23 protein-coding genes are annotated in these 24,294 nt (G+C 70.4%); 10 read left to right on the forward strand and 13 right to left on the reverse strand.

The annotated features are described in order from the left end of the window. The first annotated feature begins 19 nt into the window (after window positions 1-19). Window positions 20-268: a hypothetical protein gene (locus AC0QSG_RS13785; RefSeq protein WP_475375814.1), complete on the forward strand. Its 249-nt coding sequence runs from the start codon at window positions 20-22 to the stop codon at window positions 266-268. Window positions 269-533: 265 nt separating this feature from the next. Continuing rightward, window positions 534-1,730, forward strand: coding sequence for an FAD-dependent monooxygenase (locus AC0QSG_RS13790; RefSeq protein ID WP_475375815.1), 1,197 nt, complete (start codon window positions 534-536; stop codon window positions 1,728-1,730). Window positions 1,731-1,885: 155 nt separating this feature from the next. On the opposite strand, the gene AC0QSG_RS13795 is transcribed toward AC0QSG_RS13790, so the two are convergent. Then, window positions 1,886-2,878: a LacI family DNA-binding transcriptional regulator gene (locus AC0QSG_RS13795; RefSeq protein ID WP_475375816.1), complete on the reverse strand. Its 993-nt coding sequence runs from the start codon at window positions 2,876-2,878 to the stop codon at window positions 1,886-1,888. 106 nt (window positions 2,879-2,984) lie between these two features. Between AC0QSG_RS13795 and AC0QSG_RS13800 the strand changes: the two genes are divergently transcribed. The 3 genes from AC0QSG_RS13800 (at window position 2,985) to AC0QSG_RS13810 (ending at window position 5,678) form a co-directional block, all read left to right on the forward strand. Then, on the forward strand, window positions 2,985-4,106 hold the full coding sequence (locus AC0QSG_RS13800) for a Gfo/Idh/MocA family oxidoreductase (protein WP_475375817.1): 1,122 nt from the start codon (window positions 2,985-2,987) through the stop codon (window positions 4,104-4,106). Continuing rightward, window positions 4,103-4,894 (forward strand): TIM barrel protein, encoded by a 792-nt coding sequence (locus tag AC0QSG_RS13805; RefSeq protein WP_475375818.1) that lies wholly within the window; start codon window positions 4,103-4,105, stop codon window positions 4,892-4,894. The genes AC0QSG_RS13800 and AC0QSG_RS13805 overlap by 4 nt, the downstream gene beginning before the upstream one ends. A 262-nt stretch (window positions 4,895-5,156) precedes the next feature. Further along, window positions 5,157-5,678, forward strand: coding sequence for a potassium channel family protein (locus AC0QSG_RS13810; RefSeq protein ID WP_475375819.1), 522 nt, complete (start codon window positions 5,157-5,159; stop codon window positions 5,676-5,678). Between the two features lie 19 nt (window positions 5,679-5,697). On the opposite strand, the gene AC0QSG_RS13815 is transcribed toward AC0QSG_RS13810, so the two are convergent. The 5 genes from AC0QSG_RS13815 to arsB all read right to left on the reverse strand — a co-directional run bounded on the left by AC0QSG_RS13815 (window position 5,698) and on the right by arsB (window position 10,605). Further along, window positions 5,698-7,215, reverse strand: a complete 1,518-nt coding sequence (locus AC0QSG_RS13815; protein WP_475375820.1) for a SulP family inorganic anion transporter — start codon at window positions 7,213-7,215, stop codon at window positions 5,698-5,700. Between the two features lie 95 nt (window positions 7,216-7,310). Beyond that, window positions 7,311-7,727 (reverse strand): MerR family transcriptional regulator, encoded by a 417-nt coding sequence (locus tag AC0QSG_RS13820; protein ID WP_475375821.1) that lies wholly within the window; start codon window positions 7,725-7,727, stop codon window positions 7,311-7,313. A gap of 35 nt (window positions 7,728-7,762) precedes the next feature. Beyond that, on the reverse strand, window positions 7,763-9,088 hold the full coding sequence (locus AC0QSG_RS13825; RefSeq protein ID WP_475375822.1) for an FAD-dependent oxidoreductase: 1,326 nt from the start codon (window positions 9,086-9,088) through the stop codon (window positions 7,763-7,765). A 2-nt stretch (window positions 9,089-9,090) separates the two neighbouring features. Further along, window positions 9,091-9,507, reverse strand: coding sequence for an arsenate reductase ArsC (locus AC0QSG_RS13830; RefSeq protein WP_435728251.1), 417 nt, complete (start codon window positions 9,505-9,507; stop codon window positions 9,091-9,093). A 3-nt stretch (window positions 9,508-9,510) separates the two neighbouring features. Continuing rightward, the gene (gene arsB / locus AC0QSG_RS13835; RefSeq protein ID WP_475375823.1) at window positions 9,511-10,605 is read right to left on the reverse strand and encodes an ACR3 family arsenite efflux transporter; all 1,095 of its coding nucleotides are present in this window, start codon (window positions 10,603-10,605) and stop codon (window positions 9,511-9,513) included. 122 nt (window positions 10,606-10,727) lie between these two features. Between arsB and AC0QSG_RS13840 the strand changes: the two genes are divergently transcribed. Further along, window positions 10,728-11,147 (forward strand): ArsR/SmtB family transcription factor, encoded by a 420-nt coding sequence (locus AC0QSG_RS13840; RefSeq protein WP_475375824.1) that lies wholly within the window; start codon window positions 10,728-10,730, stop codon window positions 11,145-11,147. Further along, window positions 11,144-11,584 (forward strand): arsenate-mycothiol transferase ArsC, encoded by a 441-nt coding sequence (locus tag AC0QSG_RS13845; RefSeq protein ID WP_435728318.1) that lies wholly within the window; start codon window positions 11,144-11,146, stop codon window positions 11,582-11,584. The genes AC0QSG_RS13840 and AC0QSG_RS13845 overlap by 4 nt, the downstream gene beginning before the upstream one ends. A gap of 126 nt (window positions 11,585-11,710) precedes the next feature. Here AC0QSG_RS13845 and AC0QSG_RS13850 read toward each other — a convergent pair whose 3' ends face one another. The 4 genes from AC0QSG_RS13850 to AC0QSG_RS13865 are packed head-to-tail and all read right to left on the reverse strand — an operon-like array spanning window position 11,711 to window position 18,451. Next, complete coding sequence (locus AC0QSG_RS13850; RefSeq protein ID WP_475375825.1) at window positions 11,711-12,898, reverse strand: Wadjet anti-phage system protein JetD domain-containing protein; 1,188 nt, start codon at window positions 12,896-12,898, stop codon at window positions 11,711-11,713. Next, window positions 12,895-16,302, reverse strand: coding sequence for an ATP-binding protein (locus tag AC0QSG_RS13855; RefSeq protein ID WP_475375826.1), 3,408 nt, complete (start codon window positions 16,300-16,302; stop codon window positions 12,895-12,897). Before AC0QSG_RS13855 ends, AC0QSG_RS13850 begins: the two co-directional genes overlap by 4 nt. Continuing rightward, window positions 16,299-17,015, reverse strand: a complete 717-nt coding sequence (locus tag AC0QSG_RS13860) for a DUF4194 domain-containing protein (RefSeq protein WP_475375827.1) — start codon at window positions 17,013-17,015, stop codon at window positions 16,299-16,301. Before AC0QSG_RS13860 ends, AC0QSG_RS13855 begins: the two co-directional genes overlap by 4 nt. Next, on the reverse strand, window positions 17,012-18,451 hold the full coding sequence (locus AC0QSG_RS13865; protein WP_475375828.1) for a DUF3375 domain-containing protein: 1,440 nt from the start codon (window positions 18,449-18,451) through the stop codon (window positions 17,012-17,014). The genes AC0QSG_RS13860 and AC0QSG_RS13865 overlap by 4 nt, the downstream gene beginning before the upstream one ends. Before the next feature lie 179 nt (window positions 18,452-18,630). Here AC0QSG_RS13865 and AC0QSG_RS13870 point away from each other — a divergent pair, with 179 nt between their 5' ends. Then, a complete protein-coding gene (locus AC0QSG_RS13870; RefSeq protein WP_475375829.1) occupies window positions 18,631-19,023 on the forward strand; it encodes a VOC family protein in 393 nt (130 codons plus the stop codon). A 50-nt stretch (window positions 19,024-19,073) separates the two neighbouring features. Continuing rightward, a complete protein-coding gene (locus AC0QSG_RS13875; RefSeq protein WP_435728258.1) occupies window positions 19,074-19,385 on the forward strand; it encodes a thioredoxin family protein in 312 nt (103 codons plus the stop codon). 366 nt (window positions 19,386-19,751) lie between these two features. Here AC0QSG_RS13875 and AC0QSG_RS13880 read toward each other — a convergent pair whose 3' ends face one another. Further along, entirely contained in the window at window positions 19,752-20,804 is a 1,053-nt protein-coding gene (locus tag AC0QSG_RS13880) for a hypothetical protein (protein ID WP_475375830.1), read from the reverse strand. Between the two features lie 164 nt (window positions 20,805-20,968). Next, window positions 20,969-22,522: a metal ABC transporter substrate-binding protein gene (locus AC0QSG_RS13885; protein WP_475375831.1), complete on the reverse strand. Its 1,554-nt coding sequence runs from the start codon at window positions 22,520-22,522 to the stop codon at window positions 20,969-20,971. 281 nt (window positions 22,523-22,803) lie between these two features. On the opposite strand from AC0QSG_RS13885, the gene AC0QSG_RS13890 reads away from it, so the two are divergent. Next, window positions 22,804-23,619 (forward strand): DUF4352 domain-containing protein, encoded by an 816-nt coding sequence (locus AC0QSG_RS13890; RefSeq protein WP_475375832.1) that lies wholly within the window; start codon window positions 22,804-22,806, stop codon window positions 23,617-23,619. A gap of 220 nt (window positions 23,620-23,839) precedes the next feature. On the opposite strand, the gene AC0QSG_RS13895 is transcribed toward AC0QSG_RS13890, so the two are convergent. Beyond that, a complete protein-coding gene (locus tag AC0QSG_RS13895) occupies window positions 23,840-24,250 on the reverse strand; it encodes a DUF302 domain-containing protein (RefSeq protein WP_475375833.1) in 411 nt (136 codons plus the stop codon). Window positions 24,251-24,294 lie beyond the last annotated feature (44 nt).

Here is a 24,294-nt window from a genome sequence, read left to right on the forward strand (position 1 = left end):
GTCGCGCGCGCGAGCGGTCGTGCTCCGCGTAGAGCAGACGCAACGAAAGCAGAACGCCGAGGCCCGCCGCGCCGTCGAGCAGGATCCGCAGCTGCGCCTCGGTGGTCGGCGCGTCGTCGACGACGGTCAACAGGTATCCGACCAGCCTCCGATGGTCGGTCAGGGGAACGAGCAGGCAGCGCCCCACTCGCGGCCAGGACGCGTGGAGATGGCCCCTGACAGGGGGCGCCGGAGCATCCCATCCGCCCGAATGCGCGAGCAGCAGTGAGAGTCTGCGCCGGTCGGCTTCCGCCTCGTGGATCGAATAGCCGACCACGGCCATTTTCCAGTCCAGCACGGTCAGCCGACGGCCGGACGCCTCCGCGAGATCCTGGAGCGCGTCATCCAGACCGAGGGCCGTGGACATGGGTTCCTCCTACCGGTATGGACAGTCTGTCCAAGATGACACGCCAATCTTCACACGTTTGTCCAGTAATCCATGCCATGCCGACTCCATAGGCTGAAGGACAATCGAAACCCAAGGAGCCTTCCCCATGTCGCAGCGCATTGCCATCATCGGCGCCGGAATCGGCGGCCTCACCCTCGCGATCGACCTGCAGCGCAAGGGCATGGACGTCCGGATTTACGAGCAGACCGCGGTCCTGAAGGAGGTGGGGGCCGCCGTCGCGCTGTCCGCCAACGCCACGCGCTTCTACGAGGGGCGTCTCGGGCTGGCCGGGGAGTTGGGGGAGAAGTGGGCCGAGGTGGACGGACTGGTTTTCCGGGACGGCCGCACAGGCGGGGAGATTGCCCGGCTGTCCTCGCGCGAGGACTACCGCCGGCGCCACGGGGCCCCGTACTCGGGCATCCACCGTGCGGATCTGCAGGCCATTCTCTTCGGCGCGCTCGATCCGGACAGTCTTCACCTGAGCAAGCGCGTTGTCGACATCGACGACTCAGGCTCCGCCACCCGGCTGAGCTTCGCTGACGGCGACGTCGCCGAAGCGGATCTGGTCATCGGCGCGGACGGCGCTCGGTCCCTCACCCGCCGCCTTCTTTTGGGGTACGACGACGCCCGCTACTCCGGATGCACCGCCGCGCGTGGCATCGTCGCCCCCGAACTGCTGCCGTCGCTTCCGGATCCGGAGGCGATCCAATTCTGGATGGGCCCCGGTGGCCACCTGCTGCACTATCCGATCGGCAACGGGGACCAGAATTTCTTCCTCGTCAAGCGGGAAGCCATGCCGTGGGCGGAGAAGGGGTGGGTGGTCCCGGTCGAGGACGGGTCGCACATCGAACCCTTCGCGCGCTGGGCGCCGGCCGTCGTCGAAATGATCTCCGCCGTACCCGTCAGTGAACGGTGGGCACTGTTCTACCGCCCGCCCCTCACACACTGGTCGAAGGGCCGCGTCACCCTGCTGGGGGATGCCGCGCACGCCACCGTGCCGCACCACGGGCAGGGCGCGAACCAGTCGATCGAGGATGCGATCGTCCTCTCGGACCTGCTCTCCGGGGCCACGGGCTGGGACGCCGCCCGCAGCGAGTACGAGAGACGACGCCGGTTCCGGACACGCAAGGTCGTGGACGCCTCGGTGGCTGTGGGGGAAATGCTGCACCTGCCCGACGGGCACCGCGCCGCGGAGCGGAACGCGCGGCTGGCTGCCCCGGACGCCTTCGACCGGCACCTGTCGTGGATCCACGGCTTCAGGGCCGACGAGGAGATCCCCGAGGCGTCCGCAGTCGGGGGCTGACCGGCCGTGAGAACCCGGTGCGTGGAATCAACGCCCACGAAAGGGATCCCGATACCCTTCAGCCACGCATGTGGGCACAGCCACCGCGGACGTATCAACGCCGTCGAGGAAATCCTCCCTAACGTCACCGACTGACCGCGATCGGCATCAAGCCTTCATCGGTTCGGCGCCGCGGTGGTCTTGCGGACCACCAGATGCGGCGTCCTGACGATGCGGGCGGGGGATGTGGATCCTTCGATGCGACCCACGGCGCGTTCGACGGCGGTGGCGGCAAGTAGCGGGGCATCCTGGCTGACGGATGACAGCTGCACATAGCTCAGCCGAGCGAACTGGCTGTCGTCGTAACCGAGGACGGACACGTCGCCGGGGACCTGCAGTCCGGAAGCCCGAAGGCTCTCCATGAGGCCAAGGGCCGACCTGTCGTTGAAGCAGATCACGGCCGAGGGGATGTCCGTCCCGAGGGCTTGGCCGGCGCTCGCGCCGTCTTCCTCGTGGGGACCGCCGGGGATAACGACCGGCTCCAGCCCGTGGCGCAGCATCTCGGCGCGGAAGGCCGCCCGGCGCTCGTTCGCCGAGACGGCCGTTCCGCCGTCCACATGAACGATGCGGCGGTGCCCCAGGCCGACGAGGTGCTCGACCGCCATCCGGATCCCGGCGTCGTTGTCGCTGCTGACGGAATCCACGGTCCCGTCGACGTCGTCCCGGAGGAGGGTGACGATCGGCACCTGGCGTGCGTATCCGAACAGTTCCTGGTTGCCGAGGGTCGGCGAAATGAGGATCAGCGCCTCGGACCCGAAATCCAGCAGTGATTCGATGGCACGCGTCTCCGGCCGGCCGTTGGCCACCGCGCTCAGGGCTATTTCGTATCCCCTGTCCGCGGCTTCGGCGTAGGCGGCGTCCACGATTTCCGCGTGGAAGGGTTGGGAGCTGGAGAAACTCAGCCCGAGCAGCTTGGTCCTGCTGCTGCGCAGCAGTCTGGCGCGGGAGTCCGGCCGGTAGCCGAGCTCGCGGGCGGCGTCCAGGACTTTTTGCCGGGTGGCTTCCGCGGCGCCCGGGGCACCCCGCATCACGATCGAGACGAGGGCCCGTGAGACCCCGGCCGACTCGGCCACATCCACGAGGGTCGGGCGGCGTTGCTGTTCTGTCATGTCGCTCCTTGTGGCGATCAGTCTATAGAACGATCTAGACACCGGCGCGCGATCCATGCCAGCATGGACCCACTAGAACGATCTAGAAGCTGATTCAGGAGTCGACATGAGTTATCTGCAGCACCCGGTAAGCGAAGACCGGCCGGTCCGCATCGCCCTGATCGGCGCGGGTTTGATTGGAAGTTTCCACGCGGAGTCCGTGGCCCGGCGGATTCCCGGCGCGCGACTCGAGGCCATCGCGGACCCGGCACTGCCTGCCGTGGAGGCCCTGGCGAGCCGGTTGGGCGTCGCGCGGATCAGCACCGAGCCCGCCGATGTCATCAACGACCCGGACATCGACGCGGTCCTCGTTGCGGCACCGGCACGGTTCCACTCCGGGTTGATCGCCGCCGCGGCGCAGGCCGGAAAGGACGTGTTCTGCGAGAAGCCCGGAGGCCGCACCGTGGAGGAACTCGACGGCGCCCTCGCCGCGGCGGGCACCGCCGGGGTGGTCGTCCAGTTCGGGTTCAACCGGCGCTACGCGGCAGATTTCGCCGCGATGCGCAAGCTGGTCGACGACGGCGCCGTAGGAACGCCGCAGCTGTTGCGGTCGCTGACCCGCGATCCGGGCAGCGAAGCCGGCATCGCCAACCCGGAACGGATTCCGCCGGGCACGATCTTCCTGGAGACCCTCATCCACGATTTCGACACCCTGAACTGGCTGAACCCCGGCGCCGTTCCCGTCCGCGTCCACGCGGTCGCCGATGCGCTGGTTGCCCCGGAAGCAAAGGCCGGCGGACTTCTGGACACGGCGGTCGTCACCATCACCTACAGCAACGGCGCCATCGCCGTGGCGGAGGCGAACTTCAACGCCCTGTACGGCTACGACGTGCGCGGCGAGGTGTTCGGATCCTCCGGCATGGCGACCGCGGGCGGACCGCAGGCCTCCAGTGCGACCAGCTACACCGCGGCCGGCGTCGGCGCCGAGACCGTGCGCCGGAACGTGGATCTCTTCCATGACGCGTACACGTTGGAACTGGCCGACTTCGTCGACCACGTGAAAACCCGCCGCGACGGCCTCCAAGGGTCCGGGCGCCCGGTGCCCGGTGGCACGGATGCCAGGAACGCCCTGGCCGTGGCCTTAGCGGCGATCCGATCGGCCGAGACCGGGGTTCCGGTGGATGTCGCGTCCATCGCCGAGGTGCGGGCTACCGAGCCCGCTCTCCACCCGGCGGGCGGACGCGCATGAGCTTCCGCTTGGCCGTATGCGCTGAAATGGTCTACGGCAATCTGCCGCTGATCGACCGGGTCCACCGAATCCACGGGCAGGGCTTCGAGGTGGAGCTTTGGGACACCCGGGAACGGGATATCTCGGCCCTCGCGGCCACGGGCGCCCGCTTCTCCTCGATGAGCGGCTACTTCGGCGGCAGCCTCACCGACCCCGACGGCGCCGCGGAGGTCCTGGCCTCGGCGGAGAAGCTGATACCCGCAGCGTTGGAGCTCGGCGTGGAGCGGATGGTGGTCCATCCCGCCGAGCTCGCCGAGGGCGGACTGGCCGTCCGCCCGGTCCATCGGTCCACGGGCCAGATGTGGCTCACGGGCCTGCGCACGCTGGAGCGCCTTGGCGCCCTGGGCGAGAAGCATGGGCTGACCTTTGCCCTGGAGAACCTCAACACCATCGTCGACCACCCGGGCATTCCGCTGGCCCGGGCCAAGGACACCTTGGCGCTGGTTTCGGCCGCGGAACACCCACATGTGAAGATGATGCTGGACCTGTACCACGCCCAGATCGGGGAAGGGAACCTGATCGAACTCGTCGGAAACGCGCTGCCCTGGATCGGAGAGATCCAGGTCGCCGATGTCCCGGGTCGGTTCGAGCCCGGCACCGGTGAGATCAACTACCGCGCCGTGGCGGCGGCGTTGGCCGACGCCGGGTACGCCGGCGTCGTGGGTCTCGAGGCCGGGGCCTCGGGCGGGCCCGGCCTCGAAGCGGGGGACGCGGCGCTCGGCGCCTTCCGCGCGGCCTTCGCGGACTGAGGTCTTGCGAACCAGCTGTGGCCGGCGGTCGCCGCCGCCGCGGCGAACCGCCTGCGGTAGCCGTCGAGCGTGGTGAAGAAGGGGGGCGGCTCTCGAAACTGGCGTCCAAGGAACAAGCGGTGGGGCCCCGGCGTCGTTCTTCACGAGTTCCGCCCGCGCTTGTTCGAGGGCACCGACGGCTGTAGCGCACCCGCGACGTCCGCACCCATGGGTCCCAGGAGCGAGAAGGGATTCCGGGGACTGGCCGCGAACGTGTGGGCCAGTGCCTCCCCACGTGGTCCGCGCCGACTCCACGCGGGAGGAGGTCCTGCGGCAACTCGCGGTCCACGAGTTCGACGTCGTCGTGGTGGGGATTGGGACGGACATCGAGGCCAGCATCCTCACGAGTTCGCGGCTGCTGAAGTTCAACAAGCCCATCGTGTGGGCCAAGGCCATCAACGAACCGCACGCCGAGATCCTGGAACAGCTGGGGGTCCACCACGTGGTCCGGCCCGAGCACGACATGGGGCGCCGCGTGGCCCATCTGGTCCGCGGCGGCATGCTCGACTACGTGGAGTTCGAGGGCGGATTCGTGCTGATCCGCACCCGGCCGCCGGCCCTGGCGCAGGACCGGCCGCTGGGCGTCCTCGGACTGCGCGACAAGCACGGCATCACCGTGGTCGCGGCCAAGCGGCCTGATGGTCGCTGGCAGCCCGCCAACGCGCAGACGGTTCTCTACGAGGAGGACGAGATCCTCGTGGAGGGCAACAAGCAACAGGCCGAGGACTTCAGCCGCCTGCTCTGACCCCTGCCCCCCCGAGTCGCTAGTGCCCGCCGCCGAGCTTGCCGCCCATGCGCTCGCGCATCATGAGGCTGGCGGCGTTGAGGCCCTCGATCTCCACGGCCTTTCCGTACTTCGCGTACTTGTCGCTGATCGAATCCAGCGCCGCGATGGTGGAGGCGTCCCAGAGGTGCGAGTTGTGCATGTCGATCACCACGTGGTCCGGGTCCTCGGCGTACCGGAACTGGGTGTAGAGGTCGTTGGAGGAGGCGAAGAAGAGCTCTCCGTTGACCTCGTACTTCGCAATGGTCTCGCCGAAGTGCTCCTCGATCCGGCGTTCCACCGTCACGAAGTGCGCCACCCGCCGCGCGAAGAGGACCATGGCGGTGAGCACGCCGACGCCGACGCCGATGGCCAGGTTGTGCGTGGCAACGGTGAAGACCACGGTGGCCACCATGACGGTGGTCTCGCTCTTGGGCATCATGCGCAGCGTGGAGGGCCGGATACTGTGCCAGTCGAACGTCGCGACGGACACGAACACCATCACGGCGACCAGCGCGGCCATGGGGATCAGCGCGACGATGTCGCCGAGCGCCACCACCAGGATGAGCAGGAAGACGCCGGCGAGGAACGTTGAGATCCGCGTGCGTGCGCCGGAGGCCTTCACGTTGATCATGGTCTGGCCGATCATGGCGCAGCCACCCATGCCGCCGGTGAATCCCGTGACGATGTTGGCCACTCCCTGCCCCCAGGACTCCCGCGTCTTGCCGGAGCGGGTGTCGGTCACGTCGTCGACCAGCTTGGCCGTCATCAGGGACTCGAGAAGGCCGACGAAGGCCAGGGCCAGCGCGTACGGGAAGAGGATCTGGAAGGTCTCCAGCGTGAACGGGACGTCGGGGACGAACAGGCCGGGCAGGGAATCGGGGAGGTCGCCCTTGTCGCCGACCGTCGGAACGGTGAGCGCGGCGAACACCGTGACCAGCGTGAGCACCACGATGGCGACCAGCGGCGCGGGGACGGTGTTGGTGAGCTTGGGCAGGCCGAACACGATCAGGAGTCCGACGGCGGTCAGCGGGTACACGAGCCACGGGACGCCGAGGAGCTCGGGGACCTGGGACATGAAGATCAGGATGGCGAGCGCGTTGACGAACCCGACCATGACCTGGCGGGGGATGAAGCGCATCAGCTTGGCCACGCCCAGGAGAGCCAGGGCGATCTGGAACACGCCGCCGAGGATCACCGCGGCGATGAAGTAGTCCACCCCGTGGCTGGCCACCAGGGGCGCGATGACCAGCGCGATCGCGCCGGTCGCGGCCGAGATCATGGCCGGCCGGCCGCCGACGAACGCGATCGTGACGGCCATGGTGAAGGACGCGAACAGGCCCAGCCGGGGATCGACGCCGGCGATGATCGAGAAGGCGATCGCCTCCGGGATCAGGGCGAGCGCGACGACGAGCCCGGCCAGCACCTCGGTCTTGAGCAGGCGCGGGGACTTCAGGGTGCGCAGGACCGACTGACGTTCTTCGGGCGTCAGGGTGGGATTCGCTGTTGCGGTGGCCAAGGGGGTCCGTTCGGGTCGGGGGGGAGCGCGGCGGCACGACAGCCACCAACTCTACCCGAACGTTAGGGTTGGTGAGGCTGAATGTGGGGCAGGCCTCAGGTGCGGCCGTGGCGTTCGAGGTCCGCGATGAGTTCGTCGGCCTGCGCGAGGTACCGCGCCAGCTTCCCGCGTTCGCGTCGGGCCCGCTCCAGGTAGTCCCGGGACTTCCCTGCCCGGACCGCGGCGCCGGCTTCGCCGTCGTCGTCCGTTGTGCCGCGCCCCGCCGCCCCGGGCTCCAGGATCGCCAGCAGCTCGGCGATCTCCTCCAGGCTGAACCCGAGCGGCTTCATGCGCTTGATGTGCAGGAGCCGGTCGACGTCGGCCTCGGCGTAGACGCGGAAGCCGCCCTCGGTGCGGGCGGTCGCGGGGAGGAGGCCGACGTCGTCGTAGTGCCGGATGGTACGCAGCGACAGGCCGGTGCGCTCCGCGAGTTCGCCGATGTGCATGGTGCGCCCCGGGGCTTCCTGCGGCATGTGTCCTCCGTGGGTCGGTCGCTGGCGTCGATTGGCTAGCCAGCAACACTACCAGCGGGCCGTCCGGCGGAACCGCCGGAATCGGTGGAGCAGGCGCCCGTCTGCGGGAGGTCCAGCTGGAGTCGGTCGGCGCCCGCGCGGTCGCCGGCCAGGGCCGCGGCGAGCGAACGGACCTGCTCGTAGCCGGTGGCCATGAGGAACGTGGGCGCGCGGCCGTAGCTCTTCATGCCCGCGATGTAGAAGGCGGGCTCGGGGTGGGCGAGCAGGCGCTCGCCGTGCGCCGGGACGGTGCCGCAGCTGTGGAACTCGGGGTCGATCAGCGGGCCGAGTCCGCGCGGGGCCTGCACGGCCTCGTCCAGGTCCAGTCGCAGCCCCGCCAGCGGCGCGAGGTCCGGGCGGAACCCGGTGCACGGCACGACGACGTCGACGGCCAGAGTGCGCCCGTCGGCGGCGGTCACGCGCAGGGGCTTCGCGCGCTCGGCGTTCCCCGTCGGTGTCCCTTCCACGGCGCCTTCCCGCACGACGTCGAGGCGCGCGGTCGCGAACGAATCGACGAGTTCGATGTCCCCGTTCTCCACGAAACGGCGCAGGCTGGCGCCGAGCTGACCCCGGGCGGGGAGCTGGTCGGCCGTGCCGCCGCCATAGAGGCGGGCAGGGTCGGCGGGCCGGCGGATCGCCCACAGGATGCGCGTTTCGGGGTGCTTCTGGCGCACGCGCCCCAACGACAACAAGGTGTTGGCGGCGGAATGCCCCGAGCCCAGGACCAGGACCGTGCGGCCGGCGAACCGCCCGGCGTCGGCGCCCGGCACGTCCGGGAGTGGACCCGTGACGAGACCGGCCGCCCGCGCCGCTGACTCGCCGACGGCGGGCAGCCCGGCGCCGCCCGCGGGGTTGGGGGTGTCCCAGGTGCCGGACGCGTCGATGACGGCGCGCGCCGGAAGCCCGCCGCCGCCGTCGTGCCCCGGGCTTCCGCCGCCGTCGTGCCGGACCAGGAACCCGGACTCCCCGCGCACGACCCCGGTGACGCGGTTCCCGTACCGGATCCGGCCGCGCAGTTCGGGCAGCGCCGCGAGCGGGGCGAGGTAGTCGTCGACGAGCTCGGTGCCGTAGGGCAGGCGGGTTTCGCGCGGGGCGTCCCAGCCGCCGTCGTGCTCCAGGAGCCGGCGGGCGGCCGCGTCGATGTTGTAGCGCCAGGTGGAGAACAGCCGGATGTGGCCCCACGCGCGGATCGCGGCGCCGGGGCCGTCGCCGGCCTCCAGCACCAGCGGCTCCAACCCGCGCTCCAGCAGGTGCGCGGCCGCTGCGAGGCCCACGGGCCCCGCGCCGATGACGACGACGGGGAGGCTGGCGTCCGGTTCCATGGCTATGCCCGCGCGGGGGCGAGGGACTCGATGAGTTCCTCGATCCGGGACTTGATGTCGTCGCGGATGGGGCGGACGGCGTCGACGCCCTGGCCGGCCGGGTCCTCGAGCTTCCAGTCCTCGTAGCGCTTGCCCGGGTAGTACGGGCACTCGTCGCCGCAGCCCATGGTGATGACGACGTCGGACTCCCGCACGGCCGCGTCGGTGAGGACCTTCGGGACCTCTGCGGACATGTCGATGCCGAGTTCGTGCATGGCCTCGACGGCGGCCGGGTTGATGGTCTCGGCGGGGCGGGATCCGGCGGAGCGGACCTCGATGCTCTCGCCCGCGAGGGAGGTGAGGAACGCGGCGGCCATCTGGGACCTGCCCGCGTTGTGCACGCAGACGAACAGGACGGACGGCTTGGTGGGGTTAGGCATGGGTCAGGCCTTTCCGATGGAGGTGTTGCTGAAGAACTTGCGGGACCACAGGGCCACGTAGACGAGGCCGATCAGGACCGGGACCTCGATCAGCGGGCCGACGACGCCGGCCAGCGCCTGGCCGCTGGTCACGCCGAACGTGGCGATGGCGACGGCGATGGCGAGTTCGAAGTTGTTGCCGGCCGCCGTGAAGGACAGCGTGGTGGTGCGCTCGTAGCCCATGCCGAGCCCGCGGCCGATCAGCATGGACGCGCCGAAGACGACCACGAAGTACACGAGCAGGGGCAGGGCGATGCGAACGACGTCGAACGGGTTGCCGGTGATGGCGTCGCCCTGGAGGGCGAACAGGATCACGATCGTGAAGAGAAGGCCGTAGAGCGCCCACGGGCCGATCCTCGGCAGGAACGTGCCCTCGTACCACTCGCGGCCCTTGGCGCGTTCGCCGAGGGTGCGGGTGAGGAAGCCGGCGATCAGCGGGATGCCGAGGAACACGAGGACGGAGAGCGTGATGGCCCAGACGGAGAACTCCGCGCTGGTGGTTTCGAGGCCCAGCCAGGACGGCAGCAGCTGCAGGTAGAACCAGCCGAGGGCGCCGAAAGCGAAGACCTGGAAGACGGAGTTGATGGCCACCAGGACGGCGGCGGCCTCGCGGTCGCCGCAGGCGAGGTCGTTCCAGATGAGCACCATGGCGATGCAGCGGGCCAGGCCCACGATGATCAGGCCGGTGCGGTATTCGGGCAGGTCCGGCAGGAACAGCCAGGCCAGCGCGAACATGAACGCGGGGGCGAGCAGCCAGTTGATGGCCAGGGAGGTGGCCATGAGCTTGCGGTCGGCGATGACGCGGTGGGTTTCGTCGTAGCGGACCTTCGCGAGGACCGGGTACATCATGACCAGCAGGCCCAGCGCGATCGGCAGCGAGACTCCCGCGACCTTGACCGAGTCCAACACCGCGCCGAGTTCGGGGAAGACCTTCCCGAGTCCGAGTCCCAGCGCCATGGCGGCCAGGATCCACGCGGCGAGGTAGCGGTCCAGCGTGGAGAGCTTGGCCGAGACTGGTCCGGTGTCCGCCGGGGCGGAGAGGACTGCGGGGTTGGACACGGGTATCGCTCCTGGGTGCTCGGGGGATCGACGTTTGTCGATGTCTCGAGTATGGTTTGATGCATCGATGGATGTCAATCTCTGCGCGGTAGGGTGGGGACGACCGCGAAAGGATGGGTTCGATGGCACAGACAGGCGCTTTGGCCGTGCACGAGGATGTTGCCGGGACCGTGGTCGGTTTGGGCGGTGCGGTCGTGGCCGGCGCCGCCGGTGCGACGGCCGGCGCGTGCTGCGTCCCCGCCGTCGGACAGCCCCCGCTCGGCTCCCTGGAGGCCGACTCCCTGGCCGCGCGCTTCAAGGCGCTCGCCGACCCGAACCGGCTGCGAATCCTCTCGATCGTCTCCTCCAGCGCCGGTGCGGAATCCTGCGTGTGCGACATCTCCGAGCCGCTGGACCTCGGCCAGCCCACGGTCTCGCACCACCTCAAGATCCTGGTCGACGCCGGCATCCTCACCCGCGAGAAGCGCGGCGTGTGGTCCTATTACTCCCTGGTTCCCGGCGCCCTCGACGGGATCGCCGCCGCACTGACCCGAAAGGTCTGATCGTGAACGATTCACACTCCGCCGACCGGCCCGCCGTCCTGTTCGTCTGCTCCAAGAACGGCGGAAAGTCCCAGATGGCCGCCGGGTTGATGCGACTGGAGGCGGGCGACGACATTGTGGTGTCCTCCGCGGGGACGAAACCCGGGAAGGCGATCAACGCGTTGTCCGCCGAGGTGCTGCTGGACCTCGGCGTCGACGTCCGCGCCGAGGTTCCCAAGGGAATCACCGAGGGGAACATGCGCCGGGCCGGACTCGTGGTGGTCCTGGGTTCGGAGGCGAAGGTGGATCCGATCGACGGCGTGGCCATCGAAACGTGGGAAACCGACGAACCGTCGCTGCGCGGGATCGAGGGGCGCGAACGGATGGAGCTGGTCCGCGACGATATCCACCGCCGCGTCCGGGAGCTGCGGGACCGGCTCCTCGCCGACCGGGGCTAACCCGCCGCACCCCGCACCCCCGCACCCCGCATCGGTGTCGGGATAAGTGTCGGAATTCGCGACTCTTTCCTGCACATACCCCGACACGGATGAGGGGTGCGGGGTGCGCGGTCTCCGGGGGGAGGGCTACGCGGGCGGTGTCCCGGCGGCAACGCGGAGGGCTTCCAGTGCGTGGGCCCACGGGATTCGTTCCTGCTCCAGACGGACGTTGCCGCGATCGGCGAGAACCTGGACGGTCGCGAGCTCGGCGGCGGTGAGGTAGTCCAGCCGCGCGATCGACGAGACCGGCTCCGCCACACACAAGTCCGCATAGGCGTCGAGCGTCGCGGTGTCCATCAGCACGCTACGCGCCGCGACACCATGGGATCTCAGCCGGTTCAGGATCGCGAAACCGTGGCTGTCCAGGTCGCCCCAGTAGACGACGCCGGCCGCCCGCACCCAGGGCAGCCTGCCGAGCCGGTCCACGGCATATCCCGAACCATGCACGACGACGGCGCCCGGGAAAGACGGCATCGCCAACACCGATTCGAGGTTCTCCAGAACGAACACGGTCCGCGGCACGATGTCCATCGACGCCAGATCGGCAACGGGAGCGGAGACATCGCCCAGGCCGCCCGGCGCCAACGAGGGGTCGAGGAACCGGACGCGGACCAGGTCCGGCTTCGGCGCCAGCCCGAGGTCCGCTCCGCCGCTCGCGGCGCGGTGGAGCCGCTCCACGAGCGACCGGTGCGAACCGACCCACTTCGTGTCCACGCCACGGATCGGCAGCTGGCGGATGTACAGGTTCGACGCCGGATGCGCGGCCAACCATTCGAGCACGCCGAGCAGCCGGGCGAAGTCCGCGTCGCCCAGGGCCGCGATGTCCTTCGCGGATCGGGGCAGCGCGGCGGCCAGCTCCACGGAATCGTCGGGGACCGCATCGAGCAGTCGGCCGAACCGGTCCGTGAGCCGGTTCCAATGGTCGGACCGGCCCGCGAACCGTGCGACCGAGGCGGGGGAGTCCAGGATCAACCGCTCGGGAACGCGTTGGGTCCCGAGGTTCGACCACCGGCGCTCGCCCCAGGCCACCTCGATCCCCGCCGCCGCCTCACGGGGTCCGGCCACTCCATCGGCGGCGGACCACGAACGAACCCAACCGATGGCCCCGGACTGGTCGGCGAGTGCGGCGCGCTCGGTCGGTGGATGCAGGGGCAGGGACAACAAGGGGACCGGAAGCGGCCCCACCGCCGCACTTGCCCACATGCCAGCCAGCCGATCGTACTTCGCCCGCACGGCGGCTCGCGCGGCATCGGGGGTGACGGGAACCGGACTCACCAGAGGGTGCTGGCCTCGTCGCGGACGGGAGCGCCGTCCCGCCCGCGCTCGGGCTCCGCGTCCCCTCCGGCGGCAGGGCCCTCGGCGGCGTCGCCGACCGGTTCGGCACCGGCGTCGTACTCCAGCGTCGCGATCCGGGAGTCGCGGAAATCGACGCACTTGATGACGGCCGTCCCGCCGATGTACTCGGACAACGTCTGCAACAGCTTCAGCGGCGTCGCGAGGACCATGTGGAACCCGAACTCGTGGAACACGTCCATGGCCATCCGGGTGAACCGGGCGTCGGCCTTGTCGAACGCCTCGTCCATCATCACGGTCCCGTAGCGCGGCAACAGTTCGTCGTCGCGCGTGAGCTGGTAGCGCAGCGCGGCCGCCAGGCAGAACGTGACCAGCTTCTGCTGCTGCCCGCCGGAGAGCCCGGCGCTGGAGTCGTGGATGTTCACCACGACGCCGCCGGCGTCGACCTCGAGCGCAGTGAACCGCACGTGCAGCCGGGTGTCCAGGCAGTGCCGGCGCCAGGACGCGTCGGCCGCCTCGCTCGAGGCCAACCGGCCCATCAGCCGGCGCATGGTCTCGAAGCGGCGCTCGGCCTCCTCGCGGTCCTCGGCGGTCCAGGATCCGGTGGCGATGTCCTGCAGGTCGGCCAGGAACTGCCGGCCCAATTCGCCGCGGTTCTCCTTCACCTGGATGCGCAGGAACCGGCCCTCGTCGAACGCCGAACGCCCCAGCGACCGGTTCACGGGATCCACGCGGTCGCGCACCTCCCCGGGAGCCCGCCGGATCTCCGCCGCCAGCTGCGCGACGTTCTGCTGGGACTGGCTCTCCAGCAGCCCGAAGAACCGCGATTCGAACTGCGGCAGCCCGTCCGCGACCAGCCGGTCCAGCAGCCCCAGATAGCCTGCCCGGTCCTCGATGTCCGAACCCAGATCGGCCGCCGCGGCGGGCCAGGCCGCACGGAAGTCGTGTGCGGCCGCACCGAAGTCCCGGGCCGCGCGCTGCGCCGCGTCGGCGTGGGTGCGTTCCTCGTGCGAGAGCTTCCCGCTGACGGCCAGAGCGACGTCGTCGATGATGTCGTGCGTGATCCGCCGGCGTTGCGCGCTGCCCGCGAACAGCCTCTCCAGCCGGGTGCGGACGCCGTCGTCGACCGTCCCGGCAGTGTTGCGCGCGCGCAGGCCCGCGATGGTCGCCTCCAGCCCGTTGACCAGCGCGGCGGCCTCGGCGGCCTCGCGCTGACGCTCCCGCTCCATCCGGCGGGAGGCCTCGTGCCGGGCGTCCGCCTCGCGCTCGGCGTCCTGCGCGGCACGCAGGTCGTCGCTGGCGGCGAGCAGCGATTCGAGCCGGCCGCGCTGTTCGGCCAGCGACGCCTCCGCGGCGTCGGTGTCCACCTCCTGCCACTGCAACCCGTCGAGTTCCTCGAGCGCCGCTAGCCGCCGCTGCGTCGCCTCGCGCCCCGCGCTGAACGCGTCCACCGACCGCTCGGCGTCGTCCAGCCGCTTCCGCGCCTCGGCGAGGCTGCCGATCAGGTGCTCCAGCTTGGATTCGGTGCCGAATCCCAGGTACCAGTTGCGCCGGTCGTCGACGCGGTGGCGGTCGTCCTTCTCGTACTTGGTGCGCGAACGCCGGACCTGCCCTGCCCGGGTCACGGCCTGCTCGTGCGCAGCCAGGTCGGCCGGGGACTCGACACACGCGTAGTCGTAGCGCCTGGACAGCTCCAGGTGCAGCCAGCCTGACATCGGGCCGTCGGCGACTTTCACGCGGTGGACCAACGACGTCGTCGGATCCGTTTTGCGCGGGGCGTCCGGGCGGGCGGGGACGTCCTCGAACACCAGCCGGGTGCCCAGGTGCAGGGCGTCCACCGCCTTCCGCACGGCCGCGAGGTGCGATTGCGGCACCAGCATCACGGTGGCCAGCGGCCGCAGCACGCGTTCGATCGCGCCCGTCCAGTCCGAGAATTCCGCCTCCACCTCCAGCAACTCGCCGGCAAACGGCAGCGCCTTCTCCGGAAGACCGGCCTGCTCGGCCACGGCGGTGCGGGCGTCCAGCAGTCGGCGGTCCAGGTTGGAGCGCCGCGTGCGCAGCGCGGTGATGTCCTTCTCCAGCGACCCCAGATCGTGGCGCGCGGCCGACCGGGTGTCGTGGAGCTCCAGTAACCGGGTCTTGGATTCCGGTTCTGCGGCCTCCCACTCCGTCCGTTCCCGGGCCGCGGTGCCGCGCAGTTCCTCCAGGTCCGCAAAGGATTCCGGCATGGGGACCCGGGCGTCGCCCAGACGCGTGGCCAGGCGGGCCCGGCGTGCGGTGGCGTCCGCGACCTCACGCTCGGCCAGCGCGATCCACGCGCGCTGGGTCTCCAGCGCCGCGCCGCCGTTCTCGGAGACGCGCTGCCGGGCGACGGACAGCGCCTCATACAGGTCTCGGACATGGTCGGCCGCCTGTCCGGCGGCGTGCTCGGCGGCGAGGAGCTGTTCCCCGGCCGCTTCGCGGGCCTCCTCGGCCAGCCGCAGCTTCCACGCGTCCTTGAACGCGGGAACGGCCCCGTGAAGTTCCCCGGCCTCGGCGGCCGCCGAGGCGCTGGCCTCGTACGCGCGGGCGGGGACGGCCATGTCCTGCAGGTGGTCGCGCTGGCGCCGGGCCTGCACGACGGCGGCATGGGCCTGAGAGAGCTCGCCGAACTGCGCCACCGCGTTCTCGGCCATCGCGAACGTGCGGGGTTCGTCCAGCATGAACGTGCGGAACAGCTCGTCCAGGTTGCCGAGCGACTTCGCGGCCTGCGTCTTGTGCAACAGCAGGACCGCGTTCTCCCCGGAGATCCCCAGCAGTCGGCTGAAGCGGGCGGCGAAGCTCGAGTGCTTGTCCGTGACTGCCACGGCGTCCGGCCACGCGGCCTTGATCTTGCGCACGTCGATCCCGGAGCCCAGGTGCGGCACGAAGTCCGGGAGAGCGGCGTCGTCCTGCAGGATCAGCGACAGTTCCTGCACGTCCGACGGCGTGTTGCTGCCCCGGCGCAGGTGGTACAGCTTCACGAGGACCACGGGTTTGCCGTCGCTGCCGTCGGCGTAGCGGAGCAGTATGCCGCTGTGGGTGGCGTTCGGGCGGAGGTATTCGCTGGCGACCTCGCCGGTCTCCTCGTCCGCGCTGCGCCGCCACGCCCCGCGGACGTAGCTGACCAGGCTGCGGTCCTCGCCGCGCGCGCCGCCGTCGTTCGCCGCGGCGTTGAAGCGCAGCTTGCCGCGCGGGGTGAGCACCGCGGAGACCGCGTCCAGCAGCGAGGACTTGCCCGAGCCCGACGGCCCCGTGACCAGGAACCCGCGCCGGGCCACCGGCACCGTCCAGTGCCCCTGGAACGTGCCCCAATTCAGCAGTTCGATGCGGTCCAGGCGCCACTGGCCCGGGTGGATCGCGTTCATGCGGGCTCCTCGCCGTCGTCTTCCGCGCTGTCTCCCGTGCCGTCTCCCGTGCCGCCGGCGGCCAGCACGGGGTCGCCAGCCAACCGGCGGTATTCCGCGCGCACAGCCGCGATCTCCTCCGGACCGAACACCAGGCGCATCACGGGCGAGACCTCGAACCGGCCCTCGGTGCTGGTGGGCGCGAGCAGGCCGAACTTGACCATCTTGGTCCACGAGGCGTTGATCCGCTTGGAGAAACCGGCGGGGTCGGCATTGTCCCTGCCGCGGTAGACCTGCAGCTGGTCGGCGACCTCGTCTGCGCCGACGATCGTCCGGGTCCCGTGGGAATCGTGCAGCAGCTGTTGGCGCAGGTGCAGGAGCAGCGCGGTGTCCAGGAACGTCAGCGTGGCGGTGCGCATCACGCGCGGTGCGTCCGGCGCGGCCTGCACGTTCCGAACGAACGCCACCTGGGACTCGTGGTCCGCGACGAGCTCGAGGAACAGGTCGGCCAGCCGGGACCGGATCTCCTCCTCGTCGGCCAGCAGGGCGGACCACAGGTTCGCGTGCCGCGCGGCCGAGAGGTAGGGGCCGCGCAGCAGCTGGACCAGGGCCCGGCGGGAGGGCTCGCGGAGGGTGCCGCCGTCGCCGTCCCACAGGCCCGGGCGGGCGGGGGATCCAGCGTCGCGCTCCTCCAAGGGTGCGGCGTCGGGTGCGGCGGGGACCGGCTTGCTCATGCGGGGATCCTTCCGGTGAAAAGGTGGCGGTCGAGCGTGCCATGGCGCCCGTCCCACTCGACGGTTTCGCGCCCGCCGACGGCGGTGCCGTGCTCTTGGGCGAGCACCAACAGTCCGACGACGCTCGCGACGCCCTGGGTGGCGGGGTGGGCCGCGAGTATCTCGGCGATGGTCGCGGCGCCGTGCTCCTCGACGGTGCGGTTGACGTTGTCCTCCAACTCCGCCATGTCGATGTCCGAGGCTCGGGCCAGGGCCAGCAGCTCGCCGATGTCGACCAGATCCGCCTCGTGGGACACGACGTCGGTGCCCGCCTCGAAATCACCGGGGTTGTGCAGCTTCAGCGCGGAGACGCTGGAGAGCGGGACGCTGGTCAGGTCCAGGGTGAGGCCGGTCTTCGCGTACGGTTTGACGGTCTCCGACGCCTCGAGCGCCTCGCGCAACCCGGATCGCAGGTGGCGGCTGATGAGGCGCTCGCGCTGAAGGTCCTGGCTCTGGACGAATCTGCGCAGGCTCCGGCTGAATGTGGTTAACACGGTGTGGATCTCGGCGCCGCGGTCCTGCAGCGTGGGCAGGAGCCGGCGGAGGGTCCGGACCTGCGCGGGGGAGAGGCCCTCGACGAATCCGCGGTCCATCACCGAGGAGATCGAATCCTCGAACTCGAGGCCGCGCTCGGGGTCCAACAGGAGCGCGTAGAACCCGGCGAAACTGCGTCCGGCGTCGGATTCGGCCAGCAGGTCCACGCCGCGGAAGATGTCCTCCAGCACCGACGAGCGCGGGCCTTCCTGTTCGACGAGCCGCTCACGCAGGGTGCGGTTCAACTGTTCCAGCTCGCCGCGCACCCGGGCGAAATCGGCCGGGACCTCCTCGACCAGCCCGAGGATGTCGCGGATCCGCTCCAGGGCGCGCTCGACGGGCAGGACGTCGACCTCCCCGGACTCGACGCGGGCGATCTGGGCGTCGATGCGCTCGCGTTCGGCGTGCAGCGCGGCCAGGCGGGTGGCCGTGTCCGGGTCGGTGTCCCGAGCCAAGGACCGCAGCTGGTCCTGGATGGTGGCCAGGCGCGATTCGGTGACGGTCTGGCGTGGTTCGGCGAGCTGCGTGACGAAGCGGATGGCGGTCAGCGCGCCTGGGGAGAGTTCGAACGTCTCCTCGCGGGAATCCTGGGCGGAGCGGCGGATGAGGATCTGCTGGTTGCGCCACTCCGCGCAGTAGGCCTGCGCCGTCTGCGGCAGGTCGAAGCCCTCGCCGCGCAGCTCCTCGAGATCCGAATCGACCTTTTCGAACAGGACCGGGGCCGGGAGGCGGCGCTCCTCACCCGAGAGGTGGCGGCCGAGGACCGCGACGGCGACGTCTGCGTTCCGGGCGCGGAGCATCGCCCAGGCGGGGTCGGAGGACTGGAGCCTCGAGGCGGCACGTGCGGTGCGGAGAACGCTCACGGATCCACGGTAGCGGGAGGAACGGACGATTGGGGAACCGGTCCGTCGCCAGCGGCCCCCGGGACGCATCGGTGTCGGGGTAGATGTCGGAAAGCCCGGCGCTTTCCCGCACTTACCCCGACACGGCTGCGGCAGGGGGCGGGGTGGACGGAATGGCGCGACGAGGCATGATGGGAAGCATGGATATCCTCTCGAGCCGCGTGCTCCTGCGACCCGTCGACCTCCAGCAAACCCAGGCGTTCTACCGGGACGTCCTCGAGCTCGGGGTCTCCCGGGAGTTCGGGTCCGGCGAGCACGCCGGCGCCGTGTTTTTCCTCGGCAGCGGGACGCTGGAGGTCTCCGGAACCAGGGAGGCCGGAACGCCGTCGTCCCTGGTTCTGTGGCTGCAGGTGCGCGACGTCGCCGACGAGCTCCGGCGCCTCGCGGACCAGGGCGTGGACCCGGTCCGCGAGGCGCGGCAGGAGCCGTGGGGGCTGATCGAGGCGTGGATCGAGGACCCGGACGGCACCCGGATCGCCCTGGTCCAGGTTCCCGAGGACCACCCGATGCGCCGCGACCAGCGCACTCTCTGATAATCGACGACTGGCACGGCATTCGGCCGCAACCGGGGGAGAATGTTGCCATGACCGTTGAGCTTCTGCACATTGACGAATGCCCCAACTCGAACGACGCCGCCGAGCGCGTGAAGACCGCGCTGGACGCGCTGGGCCATCCGGACGAGGAAGTGCGCATGCGGCTGGTGGGGTCGGCGGCGGAAATGGCCGGGACCGCCTTCGCCGGATCGCCCACCATCACGGTGGACGGGGTTGACATCTTCCCCGAGGGTGCCCCGGCGGGCGATCTGGCCTGCCGGATTTACCGGACTCCCGCCGGTTTCGCCGGCCTTCCCACGGTGGAGCAGATCCAGGACGCGTTGGGCCAGCGGGGGTTCTGAACCCGGCTTCGGCCCCACGGGTTTACACCGCCCGATCCGCCCGCGCCGATCCGCCCGCGCCGATCCGGTCAGCCGGCGCCACATCGGTGCCCGCCGCCTTCCGGGAGCCCCCGCGCCCGTCCGGACACGCGAAGGGACCGCCCGCCGCCTGCGCCGAACGGCCCCTAGTTTCCTGGGTTTCCAGCCACTTGTGCTTCGTTGTGGAAGCTAATGCGCGTTACGCCTGTCCGTTGAACGGCGGCTCGTTGTGGCGCGGGGTATCCGTCAGGGTGTCGTCGATGTGTGTGACACCTTCGCTGGGGACCGAGCCGGACGGGGGATCCCGGGCGGTGGTTCTCGGTCATGCGACGCCGGGGTTCGTGCGGACTATTCGGAGAAGGGCACACGCTCCCACGTGAGGACCTCGTCGGTCTTCGCGGAGTTCGCCGCGACGCTGACGCGCAGCCATTCCCCGGACGTGGCGGAGCCCTCCACGGTGACCCGCTGGAGGTTGTCCACCGGTTCGACGCCGTAGACCTCCAGCCACGGGGAGCCGGCGGTGAGCGGTTCGTCCTCGTGGAAGACGTGGCTGTCGCCGTTGACCAGGTACACCGGACCGTCGAACGCGGCGGCCTCTTCGGCGAGGGCTTCGACGACGGGGGCGAAGCCGGAGACGGAGGCAGGATCGGCCAGCGCGGCCTTTTCCTGGCCGGGCGTGAACATGTCGGCCTGCGTCATGACGACGACGGCGCGCGCCCGTGTGCGCTCGGCGTCGTCGAACGTTTCGCGCAGCTGGGCGAGTCCGGCGTCGGTGCGGTGCCAGACCTCCGCGACCTGTTCCGCCGTCGGCTCCGTGTGGCCGAGCCCGGACCAAGGGGCCAGCGCGTTGTTGGAACCCTGCACGTTGACCACGGAGAACGCGACGCGGTTCTCCGCGAACCGGACGTTCTCGGGCAGGCCGATCGCGTCCTGGGAATCGACGCGCATGGTGCCCCCGAGTGTCCGGTCCGGTTCGGCGAAGAACATGTCGCGCAGCGTTTCGAGGCGCTCGAGCGGGTTGAACGCGCCGTTGTTTTCGCGGTGGCAGTCCACCCACTCGTTGTCGCCGGGGGTGAACACCAGCGGGGCCTCGAAGCGGTCGAACTGGTCCTTGACCACGCCGAACCGCTCGTCGGTGCACTGCTCGGAGCCCGCCTTGATGTCGCCGACGTGGGAGATGAAGCGCAGGTCGTCCTGCTCGTTGAGTTCGGTGACCATGCCGGGGAACGCGGCGAGCTGTTCGGCGCCGTAGGGGATGTCGCCGATGACGCCGAACGTGTAGGCGGCGCCGTCCGGCTGCGGCTGCCCGGGGTCGGCCAGGACCGGGACGGCGGAGGACGCGACGGCGGCGGGGACGGCGAACGCCAGGGCGGCGACGCCGGACAGGATGCGGGAACGCATGGGTGACTCCTTGTGCTGCGGCAGGGTTTGCCGTGGTGCGGTGCCGGGCACGGCCCGGGGCCGGGGGCGGCCGTCGCCCACGGTATGGTGCCGGCATTGATGGCCGGCGACGGCGCGGTGTCCGCCAGGTTACGGGCGAGTGCGCAGACGCGCGGCGCCGGATCCTACAGGTCCCGGAACGTCACGTTGGAGTCGTCCAGGCACGGCGAACGCCTGTACGGTGCGCTGGCGGACTCCGCGCGACGGACGGCCAGGCGCGGCAGCGCGCAGACGGCGACGAGCAGGACGGCGGCCACGGCGATCACCGGGCCGGCGGGGAGGGCGAGGTGGTAGGCGGCGAGCAGGCCGCCGAGGGAGGCGGCGGTGCACAGCACCACCACCAGCACGCCGACGGTCGTCATTCCCACCACCACGACCAGGCCGAGCGCGAGGACCAGCGCGACGTCGAGGACGGTGGTGTTGACGCCGAGGGAGCGCGCGTGGCCGGTGTCGAACGTGGTGGCGGTGAGCACCGGCAGGATGAGGACGACGGCGCCGAGCGCCAGCGCGGCCAGGCCCGCCTGCAGTGCCATGTCCGTTCCGGTGACGCCATCACGGCGGCGCTGGCGAGCCCGCCCAGCAGCAGGGAGCCGCCGAGCAGCGAGGCGGCGGCGACCCCGGCGAGGAGCTCGGCGGTGGGGCCGTCGGCCAGGATCCGCCGGTCCAGGACTATCGTGCGGGAGAACGTGCCGCGGACCAGGTCCAGGTCGTGGACGGAGGCGAGGACCGCCGTGCCCCCGTCGGCGACCGCGGCCAGGGCGGTGTTCAGCTTGGTGGCGGCCTCGACGTCGAGCCGTTCCATGGCGTCGGCCGCGGCCGCGCGCTGGCCGGCGTCCGGACGGCGCCACCAGCGGCGGGAGTCGAGGCTGCCGGTGGCGACCACCTGCGCGGCGCTGAGCGGGAAGGCGGTGCGCAGTTCCGGGGACTGCGGGACGTAGGCGATGCCGGGGGCAGGCTGGGCGCCGGTGCAGCCGCAGCGCATCACGGAGCCGGTGTGCGGGCAAGCCCAGGCCCGCCCGGACGGATCCGCCGTTGGCGCGCATGAGGTCCAGGTAGTCGCCGTCGGCCGGGACGAGTTCGGCGGTTTCCAGGGCCGCGACGTCGGCGCCGACTGCGTCAGCGACGCCCTCGGCGAGCTTCGGCGGCAGGGCCTCCTCGAAGAAGACCGTTCCGACGCCGGCCGCGTGGGCCGTTTCGGTGATGTCGGCGAGAGTGCGGGCGTCGGGCTCGTCGTCGGGGGAGAGGCCGGCGATGCCGATCTGTGTGAGGCCGTAGCGGTCCGCGAAGTAGCCGAACGCCCAGTGTGCGACGACGAGGGTGTCCTCGGCGAAGTCGGCGGGTCCGTCCGCGAGTTCGGCGTCCAGGGAGTCGAGGTCCGCCGTGAGCGCCGTGAGCGCCGCGAGGTTCGCGGCGTAGGCGTCGGCGTTGTCGGGGTCCGCGGCGGTCAGCTCGTCCGCGATCGCCTGGGCGACCGTGGCGTAGCGGGCGGGATCGAGCCAGAAGTGCGGGTCGGTGGAGCCGTGGTCGTGGCCCGCGTCCTCGTGTTCGTCCTGGTGTTCGTCCGGGGCGGCGTCGGCCGGCAACGGGTTCAATCCGGGGGTTTTCAACAGGTCGACGGCGACGCCGCCGGGCAGGACGGGGCGAGGTGGAAACGAAAGCAGGCCAGAACTGTACTGCATTGAGAACAGTTCTCATTACTTATGTTAGGGGACGTGCGTCGCGATCAGCTGGGAGAGCGCGCGAATGTCGACTTGAAGCGCAGGCCTCCTTCAGGGCCGCGAGCGGTTCCTTGTACCGATGGCATGGCGGCTCGATCCCGATGTCGGGTCAAACTGTCGGGACCTCGCGCCAGTCTTTGTGGTGGATCGAATCCGGTCCCGACCGACGCGGTGGCCAGCGCGCCCGGCGAGGTCGAAGCCATCGGCTCCGCAACGGCGTCGAAGATTCTCATGGGGGAAACATGTCCGTAGAAAATCCACTCGCACCCGCGCCCGCGCCTCAGGCGCACGCGACGGCCCCGAAGTCGCAGGCCGGCAAGGGCCTGGGCGTGGCCGCCCTGGCCGTAGCCATCGTCGCGCTGCTGTTGTCCTGGGTGCCGATCATCAACAACTTCGCGGGGGTGCTCGGCGTCGTGGCGCTGGTGCTGGGCATCGTCTCGCTGGCCCTGGCGGCCAAGCGCAACGGCGGAAAGGGGTTGGGGATCGCCTCGAGCATTATCGCCATCGTGGCCCTCGTGGCGGTTTTCGCGACGCAGGCCGCGTATTCGGCCGCGATCGACGAGGTGTCGACCGCCATCGAGGATGCGGCCGACGGAGAGGTGGCCGCGCCCGCGGCGGTGGTCGAGCAGGCGGAAGACACCACGCAGGTCCTTGCATTGGGGGAGTCCGCCGTGGTCGGTGAATACTCGGTCACCGTGGACTCCGTGGTCCTGGACGCGGCCGCGGAGATCGCCTCGGCGAATCCCTTCAACGAGAAGGCCGACGGCCAGTACGTGCTCGTCGGGCTCTCGGTGGTCTACAACGGTGACAAGGAGGGCGACGCCTGGATCGATCTGATGCCGGAACTCGTCGGCTCCGACGCCCGCATCTACGACTCCTCGACATCCATGGCCGTGACGGCGAACCCCGAAACGGATGTGCCGACGCTGACCAGGGGTGGGGACGGTGCCTACGAGGTGGCGTTCGATGTCCCGGCGGCGGCCGTCGAGGATGCCAAGGTCCGCGTCACGGAGACGCTGTCCTTCGACGACGCGTCCGCGCTCTGGGCCACGAAGTAGTCGGCAGGGAACACGGACGGTGGCCTCCCCCGAGGGGGACGGCCACCGCGTTGGGTTCAACCGATAAGCGCGGGAGGCGGAATGCCTACCTAGTGCTCGTCGTAGTGGCCCTCGTGTTCGGCATGGCGGTGTCCGTCGTGCAGGTAATCCAGATGGTCCCCGTGCTCCACTGTCTGACTAGGGCATCGTCTGCAGCCGTCGCCAGATGCTGCCTGGCGCGTTAGCGTCCCGAGATGTCCTTGAGGGCCGCCTGGAGGCGTGTGTCCGCGTCGTTGGCGATGTCGCGGGTGGCGTCGCCGTCGCTGAGTTGGGCCATGGTTTGGGGGTCGATGGTCTCAACGGTCGTTTCGGTGGCGTCGGGCGCACGGCGGACTACGACGTTGCAGGGGAGCAGGGCGCCGAGTTCCGGTTCGGCGGCGATTCCGCGCTGGGCGAGCTGCGGGTTGCAGGCGCCGAGGATGATGTAGTCGCCCACGGAATCGCCGGCCTCCTGCCCGAGTTTCTTGGTGAAGGTGGCTTTCACATCGATTTCGGTCAGGACACCGAAGCCCTGCTGTGCCAGTGCGTCGCGGGTCCTGGCGACCGTCTCGTCCCAGCCGGCGGTGACGGTGATGCTGTGGGTGTAGGTCATGGGGTTTCTCCTTGTGTTTCGGTGTGGCTGAGTTTGTCGGGTCA

This window comes from Arthrobacter sp. LT660 (genome assembly GCF_056172845.1).